This window comes from Streptomyces sp. NPDC030838 (genome assembly GCF_055572035.1).
On the sequence record NZ_JBVIED010000011.1, the window covers coordinates 148,863 to 165,195 of the forward strand.

The window sequence follows — 16,333 nt, forward strand, 5'->3', positions numbered from 1 at the left end:
TGGCGTGACGGTCCGTGCTGTCCATTCCGGCCGCGCCCGTGCGCCCCGCACTGCTGACCGCTGCCCGGACAGGCCCTGGGCCGCGGAGACAACCCTTCGACTCCCTCGACTCCTCGACTCCTTCGACGGCTTCCACGGAAGAGGTGACGATGCCGTACGGATCGCGGCTCGCCGCGGTGATGACACGGCGGCTCGGACGCGAATGCGTCTACACCCCCTCGGCCCGACTGGCCCTCTATCTGGCCCTGCGGCGCTGGTGCCGCCCGGGCGGCCGGGTGCTGATGTCCCCGGTCAACGACGACGTCATCCTCTTCGTGGTCCTCGCGGCCGGACTGCGTCCCGTGCAGGCGCCGGTCGACGTGTGGGACGGCAACATCGACCCGGACGCCGTACCGGAGTCCACCTGGCGCACCGTCGACGCCGTCCTGAGCACCAACCTGTACGGCATGCCGGACCGGGTCGTGGAGCTGCGCCGGCGCTGCGACGCACTGGGCATCCCGCTCATCGAGGACGCGGCGCACGCCATTGGCACCCATGTGGACGGGCGGCCGGTCGGCACCTTCGGGACGGCGGCGGCCTTCAGCCTGTCCAAGCACGTGGCGGCGATGGCCGGCGGCTTCCTCGCCGTCGAGGACGCCCGCACCCGCCGCGAGCTGGAACTGCTGCGCGACGATCTGCTGGTCCCGCGGCGGCTGCGGGCCGACCTGGCCACGACACTGCGGCCACTCGCCCGGTCCACCGTCCGCACCCTGCGCCTGGTGCGTCCCGTGTGGCGCTCCATGCAGCGCCTCGGCCTGCTGGAACGCGACGACTTCCGGATGGCCCTGCACGCGCCCCGGCTCACCGGCTCCGCACGCCAGGCGCCCAGCCTCACCGCGTACGAGCCCTGGATCCGCGTCGACCTGCACGACTTCCGGGCCCGGCACGGGCTGCTGCTGCGCGGGCAGCTGGGGCTGCGGCTGGCCCGGCTCGACGGCGACCTGGACCGCCGCAGGGCCGGTGTCGCCGAGCTGTCCGGCAGCGCCTGGTCCTCGCCGGGGCTGCGCGGTCTGACCGCCCACGACGGCCTGGTGCCGCTCTTCCGCGTCCCGCTCCTGGTCCACGACCGCGACGCCCTCGTGGAACGGCTGGTGAATCACGGGGTCGTCGCCGGATACGTCTACGACCCGCCGCTCGACGACTACGCGGGAGCCGAGTTCGTCGACCCGTCCCCCGACCCCTCGGCCGCCCGCTGGTTCGCCTCCCACGTCCTGCCGGCCGACCCCCTCCTGGCCCGCAGGATCACCACCGCCCTGACCAAGGAGCGGGCCGTCTCCGCCAGGCCCCCGCTCCCGGAGCCGGTCCGGGACGCGGCGCCGCTGGGGCAGTAGGCCGGGGGCCGGGGCGGCCGCGTTTCCTGGTGGTCGTGGCGTGGTGGTTGTGGCACGGGGGTCCCGATTGACCGCGCCGCATCCGGGGTACTGCGGCGCGCATGGCCGGAATCGAACTCAAAAGCTCCGCATTCGACGATCACGCCGTGATCCCGCGCCGGTACGCGAAGGACGGGGACAACGTCTCCCCGCCCCTGACCTGGTCCGGAGTCCCCGAGGACGCGGAGGAACTGGCCCTCGTCTGCGAGGACCCCGACGCGCCCTCGGGGACGTTCGTGCACTGGCTGGTGACCGGCATCGACCCCGACAGCGACGGGCTGCCTGCGGGCGGCACCGGTCCCGGCGGGCACCCGCACCGCAACGGCTTCGGAGAACGCGGCTGGGGCGGCCCGAAGCCCCCGGCGGGCGACCCCGCACACCGCTACTTCTTCCGCCTCTACGCCCTGCCCGCCCCCGTCTCCCTGCCGGACGACGCCACCGCCGACGACGTACACCGCGTCCTCGACCGGCAGCAGCTCGCCAGCGGCACGCTCGTCGGGCTGTACCAGCGCTGACCGCGCGCCTGCCGGGAGGACCCGCCGGGAGGGTTGGAACGACCGGACGGCGGGGAACGGAAGGGCATGGGCAGCGAAGGGGGGCGTCGCCGGTGCCGTGACGAGGCCCGTACGGCGAGCCGGGGTGACCCGCGGTGAGCCGGTTCCGCAAGGACGGCGGCGACGGGGCGGATGAGCCCGGCCGGCCGTCCCGCGGCCGGGCGCAACCCTCGGTGGCCGCCCCCGGCGCGGGGGCCGTCGCCGCGGGCCGGGACATCGATCAGGCGGTCGCCGGGGACGGCAACGTCACGGGCCACGAGAACGTCGTAGGCGACCGGAATTTCCTGCTCCGCGCCGACCGTCTGTACGTCCAGTTCCTGCCGCACGAGACCGTCACCCCGAGCCCCACGCCGGACACCCTGCCGGCCGTGGGCCTGCCGCCGCGCAGGGTCGAGGAGGGCCGTGTGCGCGGCCGGGACGACCTCGTCGCCCGGGTCGAGCAGGACGTCCGGCGCCGCCTCGACGCGCCCGGCGACGACGGCCCCGGATCCGTGTGGCTGCTGGCGGGGCTCGGCGGCTGCGGCAAGACCACGGCGGCCCTGGAGATCGCGCACCGCCTCGAACGCGATCTGACGCACGTGTGGTGGGTCTCCGGCACGGACGGCGACCACATCTCCGACGCGCTGCGCTCCGTCGCCTTCGCCGCCGGGGCCGAGGAAGGCGAGTTCGACCGCGCGAACACCGCCGATGTGCTGTGGCGACGGCTCAACGCCCTCACCGTCCCGTGGCTGCTGGTCCTGGACAACATCGACGAACCCGCGTCGCTCCTGACGAGGATCCGCCGCCTCGACCCCCAGCGCTCGGCCGGGACGGTCCTGATCACCAGCCGCGACTCCCGGCAGGCGGTGTGGGGGCCGAAGGCGCGCATCCTGCCCGTGGACGTCCTGGACCCGGCCGACGGCGCACGCGTCCTGCTCGACCGGGCGCCGCTGGCCGGTGACGAGCCGGCCGCGCGCCGTCTCTCCGAGCGGCTCGGAGGCCTGCCCCTCGCCCTGTTCCTGGCCGGCTCGTATCTGTCCGAGTCCGGCGACGACGCCGGCGTGAACGCCGAGGCGCCGGAGACGTTCGACGACTACCGGCGCTCCCTGCACGAACGGTTGCGGGAGGGCCCGCCCGAGACCGGCCCCGGTCCGGAGGTGTACGACCCGGCCCGCTGGACGATCATGACCACCTGGGAACTTTCCCTGGACCTCCTGGAGCGCTCCCCGCATCGCGGCAACCGCTTCGCCCGCCCCCTGCTGCGCCTGCTGTCCTGCTTCGCCTCGGCCCCGCTGCCGCACCAGCGGCTCCTCGCCCCCGACCTGCTGGCACGGAGCCCCCTGTTCGAGGGCGCCACGGAACCGGAGATCAGCACCGCCCTCCGAGGGCTTCGGGGGCTGGGTCTGATCCAGGTGGAGCCGGTTGCCGACGACGGCCCGGCGCGGACCGGAATCCGCAGGCTGCTCACCCTCCACCCCCTGGTCCGCGAGAGCAACCGCGCCCACGACGACTTCCGCGTCCACGGCCCGCTGCTGCTGCGCCTCGCCGTGGACCTGCTGGGCCGGGTGACCGACACGCTCGTCCCGGGCAGGCCGGAGGACTGGCCCCTGTGGCGGCACTGGGCACCGCACTGCTCGGCGCCCCTGCAACTGCCCATCGGCGCCGAGACCGACGAGAAGTTCCTGGTCAGGGCCACCCGCTCCGCCCTCCGCGCCGCCGAGTACCGCACGGTGATGGGCGTCTACGACGAAGCCCTCGCCGACCTCCGCGCCGTCGCCCGGCTGCGCACCGGCCGCCTCGGACCCGAGCACCGCGACACCCTCGCCTGCCGGCTGAGCCTGGCCTGGGCGCTGCGGGACAACGGCGATCTCCACGAGTCCGACGCCGAATACCGGGACGTGATCCGGCTCTGCGAGCGCACCCTGCCCGACGACGACCCGCTCCTCCAGTCCGCCCGCGGCGGCCGGGCCCGGGTGCTGCGCGAGCTGGGCGGCGCCGACAACTACGCGACGGCGGAACGCGAGCTGCGGGCCGTGCTGGAGGTCCGCCGTCGCGACCCGAAGGCCAATGCCTGGGCCATCCTGCGCACGCGCCGCGACATCGCCTCCATCCTCCACAAGCGGAGGCTCTTTCCCGAGGCCGCCGACGAGCAGCGCGCCCTGTGGCAGGACAGCCGCCGCGAACTGGGCGCGCGGCACATCGACACACTCACCATCGGCACCGCGCTCACCCGCACCCTGCGGGACTCCGGGCGGACCGACGAGGCCGAGCGCGTCATCGACGAGGTCCTGGACGGCTACGCGCGGATCCTGGACGGGGACTTCTCGGTCGACCACCCGCATGTGCTGGTCGCCCGCCACGAACGGGCCCGGATCCAGCGCGACCAGGGGCGGTACGCGCAGGCCGAGGCGGAGTTCACGGCGATCTGGCGGGCGGAGGAGCGCCGGTTCGGCGCCGAGCACCCCGACACCCTGGCCACCCGCCACGAACTCGCCACCGTGCTGCATCTGCTGGGCCGCCACGAGGAGGCGGCGGACCACCTGCGCGCGGTCCTGGACGGCCTCGTCAGACGACTCGGCGACACCCATCCCGACGTCGAGCTCTGCCGTGGCAACCTCGCACACGTCCTGGACGAACAGGCCCACGACGCACACACCGGCACGGCACAGGGGGTGGCCCTGGTGATCGACAACACCGATGACACCGGCGACGGCGGCGAGCCGGCAGGGGAGGCCGCGCACCTCACCCTGCGCGACGCCCTCGCGCGAGCCGACGAGGACAGCCCCGAGACCCGGAGGATCCTGGAGCGGTTCACCCGTCCCTGGATCAGCCGGGGCGGCGCCGAGCCCGGCGGGAGCGGGGGCATGTCGTGGGTCGCGTACACGCCGTCCTCCTACGGGAAGGCGGAGCCCACCTACCAGCCGCCGGCGAAGAAGTCCGAGCAGCCGGCCACACCCACGGCCCAGTCCCGTAGGCTCACCCCCGCCGCGCGGCGCGCCGCCGACGGCCGGCAGGCGCGGGCCCTGGTCGACGAGCTGATCCGGCAGGAGTACGACCTCCGGGTGCGGACCTGGGCGGTGATCATGAAGGCCGTCCGGACCGCGCCGCACCTCCTGCACCCCCGGCTGTCGGCGGACAGGGCGGAAGAGCTGTTCCTGCGGGCCGAGGACGCGGCCCCCGACGTCGTCCAGGAGGTGCTGCTGTACCCGGCCACGGGCCGCTGGATGAGCCACGTCCTGCCCAGGCTGGAGGTGTCGCCTCCGCGCTGGGACGACCGGGTCGACTTCGGCCATCTGCACGCCCTCGCCGCCGCGGCCGGCATCCGGGCCGGACTCACCTTCACCTGCCCGGTCCCGGTCCGCGACGGCGTCGTCCACCTGCCCACTCTCGGCTGCGTGGAGGTGGGTGCCAAGGCGTCGGTGACGGCCGAGGTCCGGTCGGACGCGGGGGAGGCCGTGCTGCGGGCGGGACGCCGCGGCATCCCGCTCCCGGGCACCCCCGGCCCCGGCCCGTCGCCCTGGCGGGCACCGCACCGCACCGCCGCCCGGGCGGCGGGTGCCTCCTGGGCCCCGGTGCTCGACGACCTCGACCCCTTCCGGGACGTCGACGGCCCGTCGGCGCCCGCCCCGCTCGACTCCGCGCGAGTCGCCCGCTGGGACGCCCTCGTCGAGGAGGCCTGGCGTCTGCTGGTCCGCCTCGACGCCCCGCGGGCCGAGGCGATCGGACGGGCCGTCACCGCCCTCACGCCACGGCAGCCGGCGGGCGACGGCCGTACGGGCATGTCGCTGACGTCGAGCGACGCCTTCGGCGGCGTCGTGCTGAGCGAACCGCGAGACGGAACCGAGCTGGCCGCGACCCTCGTCCACGAGTTCCGGCACATGCAGCTCACCGGCGTCACCCACGGCGTCACCCTGCACACCGGGGACGGCGCCACGACAGACCTGGGCTACGCGCCCTGGCGGGACGACCCGCGCCCCTTCGCCGGCCGGTTCCACGGTGTGTTCGCCTACCTCGGCGTCAGCGAGTTCTGGTGGCGGCTCAGCCGAGCGAGCAGTGGCCGCACGCAGCGGCGCGCCCAGTTCGAACTGGCCTACTGGGGCCGGGAGACCTGGGACGTGTTCACCGCGCTGCGCTACTCCGGACATCTCACCAGGGCCGGGCGGGCGTTCATGGCCGAGCTGGAGGCGGCGGCCCGCCCGTGGCGGGAGGAGTCCGGCGTTCCCGAGGACGTGGCCGCGCTCGCCCTTGACGCCGCCGCCGGACAGCGCGCCCGCTGGCGCCTGCACCACCTCGCCGTGGACCCGGAGGTGACCGCCCGGCTCGCCCACGCGTGGGCCGCCGGGGCCGAACGCCCCTGCCTGCCGCGGTCGTTCGCCGAGGTACGGCCCGACCCGCAGGCCCGGCTGCTGGACACGGGGATTCCCCTGCTGCGCGAGGCGGCGGAGGCCTTCGAGGAGTTCCGGCAGTCCTGGGAGGCCGCCGCGCGGCGCGGCGCGGACCCGAACCGGCAGTCGTCCGACATCGCCCGCCTCCTCGGCGACCTGCCCCGGGCCCGGCTCCTGGCGGAGCGGCAGATCGAGAACGACCCCGCCCTGTCCGAGCCCTGGGTCCGGCTCGCCCTGGCCCTCCGCGGCGACCCGGAGGCGCCGGACGCCGCGTGCCGGGCCCTGACCCACCGCCCGGAACTCGTCCGCGCGGTGTACGCCGGGGTGCGGCGGCAGACCGGAAGCGCACCCGACCCGCTCACCCTCGCGTCCTGGATCGACGGACCGGACACCGACGACCTGCCACCGGTGCACCATCCCTGGTGACGGCTCAGGAGTCGGCTTACCGAGAGGAGGATCGTGGGGGCTACTGGGGCAGGACGACGAGGGCGTCACCGGTGGGGCGCTCGCCCGCGGGGTCGCTGGGGAGGCCCTGGAGTTCGTTGCGTACGACCATCGCCGTCGAGCCGCCGCCGTCCAGGTTGACCGCGTCCACCGCCCCCAGACCGCGCATCACCGCGGCGGTCTCGGTGATCGACAACCCGGTGCTGTGGCCGGGCCGCCGGCCGTCGGCGGTGAGCAGGACGATCCGTCCGTCCCGGGTGACGCCGGCCGCGGTGCGCGGATTGCGGCGCAGATACCAGCCGTTGTAGAAGGCGACACGATCCGCGCCCTGGATGTCCTCGGGGCTCCAGCCGTCGCGCACCGGATCGAGGGCCGGCTCGCCGTTCCGCAGCAGCAGCGGGCCGCCGTTGAGGACGGAGGTCTTCGGGGTGAGCGGCAGCCGGGTCCCCTTCTCGGCGTCCACCACCGTGCCGCGCACCGTCAGCGTCGCACCGATCCCGGCGTGGGTGCGCAGCCACTGGGCTCCGGCTCCGGTGCCCTGGAGCAGGGTGCCCCGCGCGGGGACGGGGCCGCCTCGGCCGTCCTGGACGGCGGTCACCCGGCCGTCGGTGTCAAGGGTGACCTGGTAGCCGGGGCCCTCCGGAGCGGTGGTGCCGAACTTCGGTGTGACGGCGACGAGTTCGTCGGGGTTGCCGCAGGTGTAGTCGTGCGCCGGGTGGGAGAAGGGGGTGGCGTTGCCGACGCCGCCGCAGTTCGCGACCAGACCGGACTGCCGGTTGAGCCCGGTCACCTCACGGGAGGCGCCGTCCGCCGTGCGGACCGTGACCCGGGTCCTGACCCGGCGTACCGACGTGCCCTGCCCGGAGTCGGTCGGCACGACCAGGGCGGGCCGCCCGTTCACGGCCTCCGAGACGAGGTCTCCGCCGACCACCGAGACGCCGGCGAGGTCGCCGTCGGTGCCCGCCACCCAGTTGCCGGGGGTCGTCCTGGGGCCGCCGATGACGAAGTAGCCGCCGTTGACCGCGGCGAGGGCGCCGGTGCGCCACGCCATCGAACTGGTGGTCTCGCGGCCCGGCACGATCTCGCTCGCCAGCTCCGACCGCAGCCGGCCGCGGAATCTCGCGGGGTCGACGACGAGCACGTCCAGCGACCACGGACCGGTCGTCGCATGCCCGTCCTCGCCGGTGTACTGAACGCTCCCGGGCAGCCCCCGGGCCACGATCTCCTTCCTGGCCGTGTCGGCGGCGGCCTTGTCGGCGTACCGGCCCACCCGCACCATCCAGCCGAGCGGCCGGTCACCGGGCCCCTGAGGATCCGGCCCGGCGGTGGGGTCGCGCCGCGGTTCGTAACCGGCGGCGCGGATCCTGCCCTCCAGCTCGGCGGCCTCCGACTCGCTGGCGGCGACCCCGATGGTGACCGTCCAGAAGTCGTCCGCCGACTCCCGGCCGCGCTCGATCGCGATGTGCGTCACGCCCGGTGCGACCTGCCGGGACGTCCGGGTCTCGTCGAGCGCGGCGGACCCCAGCGGCAGCTCCGCGAAGGCCGTCGGGTCGGCCGGCCGCGCCATCTGCTGGGTCCCCACCGTGGCGGCGACGGTGACGGCGGCCACGCAGGCGGCCGTGGCACCGCTGATCAACCAGTGTCGTGCCGTTCGGATCCTCATCGGGCGGCTCCTAGGGAAAGAGAGTCGGCTGCGACCGTGCACGCTACGCATGTCGCGAAGTCGGCGGCTCACCCGATGCGCGGTTACGGAGGGATTGCGGTACGGCGGTGGCGCACCCGCGGTTGCCGAAGACGACCTCGTCGCGCAGCACGCGACGACGCTCCTTCGTGGCCCGGCGCGCCCTCGTCACACCAGCGGGCCGTGGGTCCAGCGCCCGCCCAGCAGTGTGGCGTGCACCGGCATCTCCCGCAGCGTGCCGGCGTCCGCGGTCAGCGGATCGACGTCCACCACCACCAGGTCGGCCGGATCACCGACCCTGATCAGCGCCCGCCCCCGGGCCGCCGCCGTCAGCGCGGCCCGGACCGGGACGCGCTGCTCCGGATGCCAGGCGGGCCGCTCGTCACCGGTCCGGCTGACCGCCGCCGCGATGCCCAGCCACGGGTCCAGCGGTGCGACCGGCGCGTCCGAACCGAACTCCAGCCGAGCTCCGGCGGCCAGCAGATCGGCGTAGGCGAACGCCCGCCCGGTGCGCCCCGCCCAGTGCCGGTCCGCCACGTCCCGGTCGTCCGGGGCATGCGCGGGCTGCACCCCCGCCGTCACCCCCAGCGCGGCGAAGCGCGGCACGTCCTCGGCCGTCAGCAGCTGGGCGTGCTCGATCCGGCCCCGGCAGCGCACGGCCTCGAAGGCGTCCAGGGCCAGGGTGTTGGCGCGGTCCCCGATGGCGTGCACGGCCGGCTCGATGCCGTGCCCGGCGGCCCGCCGCATCAGCCGCACCAGCTCCTCGTACGGCGTCTGCTCGATGCCGTACGCCTCCTCCGTGCCCTCGAGACCCGGGTACGGGTCGCGGCACAGCGCGGTCCGCGTGTTGAGGGAGCCGTCCGTGAACAGCTTCAGCGGGCCCATCCGCAGCAGACCACCGGTGCCGGGCAGGACGTCACCGGTGTGCAGACCGCGCGCGATCGCCGCGTCCAGGTGCTCCGGGTAGACGGCCGCGTCCACCCGAACGGCGAGCGGCCCGGCGGCGGCGCGCCGGGTCCAGTCGGTGAGGTTGTCGGCGTAGTGGAAGTCGATCACGCCGGTGACGCCGCGCGCGGCGGCGGCCCGGCACGCCTCGTCGACCCAGCGGTCCAGGACGTCCCCGGGCACCTCGGGCAGCGCGGCGACCGCCGCGAAGCACTCGTGTTCGCGCAGCACCCCGGTCGGATGGCCGCCGCGCCCCACCAGCGCGAGCCCGGCCGAGTTCAGCCAGGCCGCGTGCAGATCGGCGCTGACCAGCGCGACGGGCCGGTCCGGACACACCGCGTCGAGCAGCGCCTTGTGCGGTGCGTCCGGCCACAGCCCGTCCCGGAAGCCGTACCCGATCAGCACCTCCGTCTCCACCGGGCCGGCCGCGCCCCGCCGTACCGCCTCCGCGGCCTCCCGCGCGGAGCCCGCCCGCGACAGATCCAGCCGGTGCCGCACGCTCGCCCACTGCGCCGCGTGCACATGCGCGTCCACCAGACCCGGCAGCACGACCCGCCCCGCCAGATCGGCCACGGACTCCCCGGCGCCCGTCCCCAACTCGGCGGCGTCCGCCGCGACGGCGACGATCCGGCCGCCCGCGATCCGCAGGGCACCGAGCGGGCCACCCGCGCCCAGCCGCACACCGGTCAGGGTCAGCGCGGGCGGCGCGGTGCCGGTGCCGTCGTCCGTGCGGGGGCGCGGCACACCGTCGAGGCTCGTCATACGAACGCTCCAGAAAGGCGGGGGAGGGGTCAGCCGAGGGCGCGGTCCAGGTTGAACGCGGCGCTGATCAGGGCGAGATGGGTGAACGCCTGCGGGAAGTTGCCCTGCTGCTCGCCGGTGTGGCTGATCTCCTCGGCGTACAGGCCCAGATGGTTGGCGTAGGTGAGCATCTTCTCGAACGCCAGCCGTGCCTCGTCCACCCGGCCGGCGTGCACCATCGCCTCGACGTACCAGAACGAGCAGATCGAGAACGTGCCCTCGTCGCCGCGCAGCCCGTCCGGGCTGGCCACCGGGTCGTAGCGGTAGACCAGCGAGTCGGACACCAGCTCCTCGGTCAGGGCGTCCAGCGTGGACAGCCACTTGGGGTCGGTCGGCGCGATGAACTTGGTCAGCGGCATCATCAGCACCGCCGCGTCGAGCACGTCGCCGTCCTCGTACTGCACGAACGCCTGCCGTTTCTCGGACCAGCCGCGGCTGTGGATCCGCCGGTAGATGGTGTCCCGGCATTCCCGCCAGCGGTTCAGATCGGCGGGCAGGCCGCGCCGGTTGGCCATCCGGATGCCCCGCTCGATCGCCACCCAGCACATCAGCCGCGAGTACAGGAAGTTCTTGCGGCCGCCCCGCGTCTCCCAGATGCCCTCGTCCGGCTGGTCCCAGTGCGCGCACACCCATTCGACGAGCGCGCAGACGTCGTCCCACTGGGCGCTGGAGATGGGCTGCGCCCACTTGTCGTACAGGTAGATGGAGTCGATGAGGGCGCCGTAGATGTCCAGCTGGAGCTGTTCGGCGGCCGCGTTGCCGACCCGGACCGGGGCGGAGCCCTCGTGGCCCTCCAGATGCGTGAGTTCCTGCTCCGTCAGATCGGTGCGGCCGTCGATGCCGTACATGATCTGGAGCGGGCCGGAGGCCCGGCCGTCGCCCGGACTGATGTGCCGGGTCACGAAGTTCATGAACGCCTCGGCCTCGCCGGTGAAGCCGAGCCGCAGCAGCGCGTACACACAGAACGCCGCGTCCCGCACCCACACATACCGGTAGTCCCAGTTGCGCTCGCCGCCCGGCTGCTCGGGCAGGCTGGTCGTCGGGGCGGCGACGATCGCGCCGGTGGGCGCGTAGGTGAGCAGCTTCAGGGTGAGCGCCGAGCGATGCACCATCTCCCGCCAGCGGCCCCGGTACTTGGACTGGGACAGCCAGCGCCGCCAGTACTTCACCGTGGCGTCGAACTGCTCCTCCGCCTCCATGCGGGGGCACCGGCGCGGGGCCACCTCGCCGCCGACCTGGTCGAGGGCGAACACCGCCGACTCACCCTCGGCGAGCTTGAACTCGGCCCGCGCGTCCGGCCCGTCCGCCTCCAGGGGCACCGTCGCGGTGAGCGCCAGCGACAGCTCCGCCGACTCGAACACGGCCACGCCGCTGTCCATACGCAGGGTGTGCGGCTGGGCGCCGAAGTCGAAGCGGGGCGCCACGCGTGTCCGGAACACCACCGACCCGCGGACGCACACCACCCGCCGGATCAGCCGGTGTCGCTGTACCTCGACCCGCTCGCCGCGGATCGGCATGAAGTCCTGCACCTCGCCCACGCCGTCCTCGGTGAAGAAGCGGGTGATCAGGACGTTGGTGTCGGGGAAGTAGAACTGCTTGGTCTTCGCCGGGCCGGCCGCCGCCAGCCGGAAGGAGCCGCCGCGCTCCGCGTCCAGGATCGAGGCGAAGACGCTCGGGGCGTCGAAGGCGGAGCAGCAGTACCAGTCGATGGTGCCGTCCGTGCCCACCAGGGCCACGCTGCGCAGATCACCGATCAGCCCGTGCTCGGCGATCGGCAGATACCGTGAGCCCCCGGGTATCCCGTCGGCTATTTCGTCCCTCGCCATGTCGGCCATCGCCGCCTCCCTCGAAGGGTCCGCCCCAGCGCGGTTCCAGCTTAGGCCGCCGACGATCGCCCGGCCCCATGAATCGATCAGTCCACGCCCACCGCCCGACCACGGCGCGACCATCGCGCGACCACGGCCCATCGCCCGATCACGGCACGACCGGCACGCGACCAGGACGGCCACCAAGGCCTGCCGGGCCCCGTCACACGGCGAGGGTCGGTGCCCGCGAGGGGGGTCGTCGCAGGCGAAGGCCGGCTCCCGTCGGAACCGTCACGCGGCAAAGCGGGCCCCGCCAAGATGGTCACGCGGCGAAGCGGGCCCCGCCAGGGACGGGCACGCGGCGAAGCCGGCCCCCGGCAGGATGGTCACAAGGCGAAGCGGCCCCGCCAGGACGGTCGGGCCCCAAGCCGATCCCCCCGCGCGGGCCGTCACCGCGTGGGCCGTCACACCGCCAGCACCCGGATCCCCGCCTCCTCGAAGCGCCGTACCACGGCCTCGTCCGCGGCCGCGTCGGTGACCAGGGTGTTCACCGTCTCCGTGGCGCAGATGCGGGCGAAGGCGCGGCGGCCCAGTTTGCTGGAGTCGGCGGCGACGACCACCCGCTCGGCCCGCTCGCACAGCAGACGGTTGATCGCCGCCTCCGCCTCGTCGTGGGCGGCCGCGCCGTGCACCACGTCGAAGGCGACGACACCCAGCACCGCCACATCGAGCGTGACCTGGCCCAGCACCCCGTCGGCGAGCGGCCCGATCAGCTCGTACGACTGCGCCCGCGCCACCCCGCCGGTCACCACGATCTTGAACTGCGGCCGCACGGCCAGCTCGTTGGCGATGTTGAGCGCGTTGGTGACCACGGTCAGGGCGGGGGAGCCGGTGCCGAGATCGCCGCGCACGGCGAGGGCGCGGGCCACCTCGGTGGTGGTCGTGCCCCCGGTGAGCCCGACCGCCTCGCCGGGCGCGATCAGCTCCGCCACCGCCTTCGCGATGCGCTGCTTCTCGGAGGCGCGGCGGGCCGTCTTGTAGCGCAGCGGGAGTTCGTATGACACCCCGTGCACCACCGCTCCGCCCCGGGTGCGCACGAGCATCTGCTGATCGGCGAGCTGGTCGAAGTCCCGGCGGATCGTCGCGGCCGACACCTCCAGCTCGGCGGCGGCCTCCTCGACGTCCAGCCGGCCCCGCTCGACGAGCAGTTCCAGCAGCGCCTTCCAGCGGGCGTCGCGCGACATCCGCACCCTCCAACCAGCCATCGAATCCTCGTCCTCACGGCGACCCTAGCGCACCGCACTTCCCGTCGAATGCTTGAAGATGCTCGAAAGCTCGCGCTATCTTGCAAAAACAATCACAACATCGGGAGGGGCTACGACATGACGCATGTCGAGGACGAGCTGCGCACCCAGCCGGAGTGCTGGACCCGAGCCGCGTCGGAGGCGCCCGGACACCGCGCGGCTCTGCCCGCGCCGGGCGAGCGGGTCGCACTCGTCGGCTGCGGCACCTCGTACTTCATGGCGCGCGCCGCCGCCGCGCTGCGGGAGAGCACCGGACAGGGGGAGACGGACGCCTTCGCCGCCTCCGAGTTCCCGCACGGCCGCCCGTACGACCGCGTGGTGGCCCTCACCCGCTCCGGCACCACCACCGAGGTGCTCGAACTGCTGGGCAAGACGCGCGGCCGCGTCCGCACCACCGCCGTCACCGCCGACCCGCGCACCCCCGTCACGGAGGCCGCCGACGACCTCGTCGTCCTCGACTACGCCGACGAACGCTCCGTCGTGCAGACCCGGTTCGCCACCACCGCGCTCACCCTGCTCCGCGCCCACCTGGGCCTGCACACCGACGCGGTCGTCGCCGACGCCCGCACCGCCCTCGCCGGCGAGCTGCCCCAAGGGCTCGTCGAGCGCGTCCAGTTCACCTTCCTCGGCCGCGGCTGGACCGTGGGCCTGGCCGACGAGGCCGCCCTGAAGATGCGCGAGGCCGCCGGCGCCTGGACCGAGTCCTACCCGGCGATGGAGTACCGGCACGGCCCCATCAGCGTCAGCACGCGAGGCACCGCCACCTGGATGCTGGGCGAGGCACCCCCGGGACTCGCCGAACAGGTGCGGGCCACCGGCGCCCAGTGGGTGGCGGGCGGCCTCGACCCGCTCGCCGAACTGGTCCGCGCCCAGCGGCTCGCGGTCGCCGTCGCCGCGGCCCGCGGCCTCGACCCGGACCGCCCCCGCCACCTCACCCGCTCGGTGATCCTCGCGCCCTGAACCGAAGAGATCGGAAAGGACAGACCGTGTCTCTCGTCACCACCGGCGAGCTGGTCACCGGCGCCGCCGCGGTCCGCTCCGCCGTGGCCGCCTTCAACGTCATCACCCTCGAACACATCGAGGCGGTCGTGGCCGGCGCCGAGGCGGCCGGCTCGTCCGTCGTCCTCCAAGTCAGCGAGAACGCCGTGAAGTTCCGCTACGGGCGTCTCCTCCCGCTGGCCCGCGCCGCCGTCGCCGCCGCCGAACGCGCCGCCGTCCCCGTCGCGCTGCACCTCGACCACGTGCAGAGCGACAGCCTGCTGCGCCAGGCCCCGGACGCCGGGTTCAGCTCCGTGATGTACGACGCGGCCCGGCTGCCGTACGCCGAGAACCTGGCCGCGACCCGCGCCGCCGCCGACTGGGCGCACGCCCAAGGGCTGTGGATCGAGGCCGAGTTGGGGGAGGTCGGCGGCAAGGACGGTCGGCCCCCGCTGGACGCCCACGCGCCGGGCGCGCGCACCCACCCGGCGCAGGCCCGCGCCTTCGTCGCGGACACCGGCGTGGACGCCCTCGCGGTCGCCATCGGCAGCGTCCACGCCATGACCACCCGCACCGCCCGCCTCGACCACGCCCTGCTCAAACGCCTCGCCGGCAGCCTCGACGTACCGCTCGTGCTGCACGGCTCCTCGGGAGTGCCGGACGACGAGCTGACCGCGGCGGTGGCGGGCGGGATCACCAAGGTCAACGTGGGCACCGCGCTCAACATCGCCATGACCGGCGCGATCCGGGCCCATCTCGCCGCCCACCCGGAGGCGGTGGACTCCCGGACCTATCTCACCGTGGGCCGCGAGGCGATGGCCCGCACGGTGGAGCGGATCGTCCGGACGCTCGCACCGGCCGGACGGCCGTGACGCTCACGGACGGGTTCAGCCCCGCTTGACCGCCTTCAGCACGACGAACTTCGGGTCGCTCGCGACGACCCGGCTGTTGCCGAACAGCCGGCGCAGCTTCACGTGATACCCCAGGTGCCGGTTGCCGATCACCCACAGCTCACCGCCCGGCCGCAGCACGCGCCGGGCGCCGGTGAACATCCGCCAGGCCGTGGCGTCCGTCGTGGCCTGGTGGGAGTGGAACGGCGGATTGTTGAGCACGATGTCCACGCTCCCGGACGCCACGCCCGCCAGCCCGTCCCCGACCCGGAACTCGGCGTGCCCCGGCACCCCGTTGGCCTTGTACGTCGCCTCCGCCGACGCCACCGCCTGGAACGACTCGTCCACGAACAGCACCTCGGCCTGCGGATTGGCCAGCGCCACCGCCGTACCGACGACCCCGTTGCCGCAGCCGAGGTCCACCACCCGCTGCGCCCCGCGGCTCTCCGGCAGATGCCCGAGGAAGAACCGGGTGCCGATGTCGAGCCGGTCGGCGCAGAACACCCCCGCGTGGTTGACGACGGTGTGCCCGGAGACGGGCCCGATGCCGTCGGGCAGCGAGTAGCTGTACGGCCACGGGTTCGCGGGCCGGGCCCGCGACGGGTCCGGCGCGCAGAAGATCAGCCGGGCCTTCTGCTCGGCCAGCGAGGTGCGGGTCGGGCCGACGATCCGCTCGAACAGCTGCAGCGTGGAGGTGTGGATCTCCTTCACCATGCCGGTGCCGACCACCACCGAGTCCGCGTGCAGCGCGGGCGCCAGCCGCGACAGCTGGTCCTCCAGCAGCGCCAGGCTCTTCGGCACCCGCACCAGCAGCAGGTCGATCCGCTCGGGCGGCGGATCCTGCGTGGTGAGCAGCCGCACGGTGCCGGGCTGGACGCCGGCCCGTGCCAGGTTGGCCCGGGTCGCCTCCTGGGCGAGGAAGGAGTCGGTGATCTGCGTCGGCGCGTGCTCGGCGAGCGCCGTCGCCAGCGCGCCCCAGCGGTCGCCGACGATCACGACCGTGCCGGAGAGCGGCACCTCCCCGTCCGCGAGATGCCGCAGCAGATACGCGTCGGAGGCGTCCCAGGCCCGCAGGCGGTCACGCGGGTCCTCGGGGAAACGGGTGAGCGCCAGCTCGCCCCAGGGGGTCGTCATACGGTCGTCCATCGTGTGTCAACC

10 protein-coding genes are annotated in these 16,333 nt (G+C 74.3%); 5 read left to right on the forward strand and 5 right to left on the reverse strand.

Translation table 11 applies throughout. The features are described from left to right. Positions 1-149: 149 nt before the first annotated feature. From ACZ42A_RS26445 to ACZ42A_RS26455, 3 genes are all read left to right on the forward strand, one after another. On the forward strand, positions 150-1,370 hold the full coding sequence (locus tag ACZ42A_RS26445) for a DegT/DnrJ/EryC1/StrS family aminotransferase (protein WP_468529744.1): 1,221 nt from the start codon (positions 150-152) through the stop codon (positions 1,368-1,370). A gap of 101 nt (positions 1,371-1,471) precedes the next feature. After that, positions 1,472-1,924, forward strand: a complete 453-nt coding sequence (locus tag ACZ42A_RS26450; protein ID WP_468529745.1) for a YbhB/YbcL family Raf kinase inhibitor-like protein — start codon at positions 1,472-1,474, stop codon at positions 1,922-1,924. 134 nt (positions 1,925-2,058) lie between these two features. Continuing rightward, entirely contained in the window at positions 2,059-6,753 is a 4,695-nt protein-coding gene (locus tag ACZ42A_RS26455) for an aKG-HExxH-type peptide beta-hydroxylase (protein WP_468529746.1), read from the forward strand. Positions 6,754-6,793: 40 nt separating this feature from the next. Here the strand turns inward: ACZ42A_RS26455 and ACZ42A_RS26460 are convergent, their stop codons facing one another. From ACZ42A_RS26460 to ACZ42A_RS26475, 4 genes are all read right to left on the reverse strand, one after another. Next, entirely contained in the window at positions 6,794-8,434 is a 1,641-nt protein-coding gene (locus ACZ42A_RS26460; protein ID WP_468529747.1) for a phosphodiester glycosidase family protein, read from the reverse strand. 186 nt (positions 8,435-8,620) lie between these two features. After that, complete coding sequence (locus ACZ42A_RS26465; protein ID WP_468529748.1) at positions 8,621-10,159, reverse strand: amidohydrolase; 1,539 nt, start codon at positions 10,157-10,159, stop codon at positions 8,621-8,623. Positions 10,160-10,188: 29 nt separating this feature from the next. After that, positions 10,189-12,024, reverse strand: a complete 1,836-nt coding sequence (locus ACZ42A_RS26470; RefSeq protein ID WP_468529887.1) for a glycoside hydrolase family 15 protein — start codon at positions 12,022-12,024, stop codon at positions 10,189-10,191. A gap of 443 nt (positions 12,025-12,467) precedes the next feature. Beyond that, positions 12,468-13,247, reverse strand: coding sequence for a DeoR/GlpR family DNA-binding transcription regulator (locus tag ACZ42A_RS26475; RefSeq protein WP_468529749.1), 780 nt, complete (start codon positions 13,245-13,247; stop codon positions 12,468-12,470). A 138-nt stretch (positions 13,248-13,385) separates the two neighbouring features. Here ACZ42A_RS26475 and ACZ42A_RS26480 point away from each other — a divergent pair, with 138 nt between their 5' ends. Continuing rightward, positions 13,386-14,267, forward strand: coding sequence for an SIS domain-containing protein (locus ACZ42A_RS26480; RefSeq protein ID WP_468529750.1), 882 nt, complete (start codon positions 13,386-13,388; stop codon positions 14,265-14,267). A 26-nt stretch (positions 14,268-14,293) separates the two neighbouring features. Then, entirely contained in the window at positions 14,294-15,157 is an 864-nt protein-coding gene (locus ACZ42A_RS26485) for a class II fructose-bisphosphate aldolase (protein ID WP_468529751.1), read from the forward strand. Between the two features lie 15 nt (positions 15,158-15,172). Here ACZ42A_RS26485 and ACZ42A_RS26490 read toward each other — a convergent pair whose 3' ends face one another. Then, the gene (locus tag ACZ42A_RS26490) at positions 15,173-16,309 is read right to left on the reverse strand and encodes a methyltransferase (protein WP_468529752.1); all 1,137 of its coding nucleotides are present in this window, start codon (positions 16,307-16,309) and stop codon (positions 15,173-15,175) included. Positions 16,310-16,333: the final 24 nt, after the last annotated feature.

What these genes read in the sequence shown, in the direction of transcription:
- ACZ42A_RS26460 (WP_468529747.1), bottom strand. Translation starts at nt 8,434, where the DNA reads ATGAGGATCCGAACGGCACGACACTGGTTGATCAGCGGTGCCACGGCC.
- ACZ42A_RS26445 (WP_468529744.1), top strand. Translation starts at nt 150, where the DNA reads ATGCCGTACGGATCGCGGCTCGCCGCGGTGATGACACGGCGGCTCGGA.
- ACZ42A_RS26475 (WP_468529749.1), bottom strand. Translation starts at nt 13,247, where the DNA reads ATGTCGCGCGACGCCCGCTGGAAGGCGCTGCTGGAACTGCTCGTCGAG.
- ACZ42A_RS26465 (WP_468529748.1), bottom strand. Translation starts at nt 10,159, where the DNA reads ATGACGAGCCTCGACGGTGTGCCGCGCCCCCGCACGGACGACGGCACC.
- ACZ42A_RS26470 (WP_468529887.1), bottom strand. Translation starts at nt 12,024, where the DNA reads ATGGCGAGGGACGAAATAGCCGACGGGATACCCGGGGGCTCACGGTAT.
- ACZ42A_RS26490 (WP_468529752.1), bottom strand. Translation starts at nt 16,309, where the DNA reads ATGACGACCCCCTGGGGCGAGCTGGCGCTCACCCGTTTCCCCGAGGAC.
- ACZ42A_RS26450 (WP_468529745.1), top strand. Translation starts at nt 1,472, where the DNA reads ATGGCCGGAATCGAACTCAAAAGCTCCGCATTCGACGATCACGCCGTG.
- ACZ42A_RS26480 (WP_468529750.1), top strand. Translation starts at nt 13,386, where the DNA reads ATGACGCATGTCGAGGACGAGCTGCGCACCCAGCCGGAGTGCTGGACC.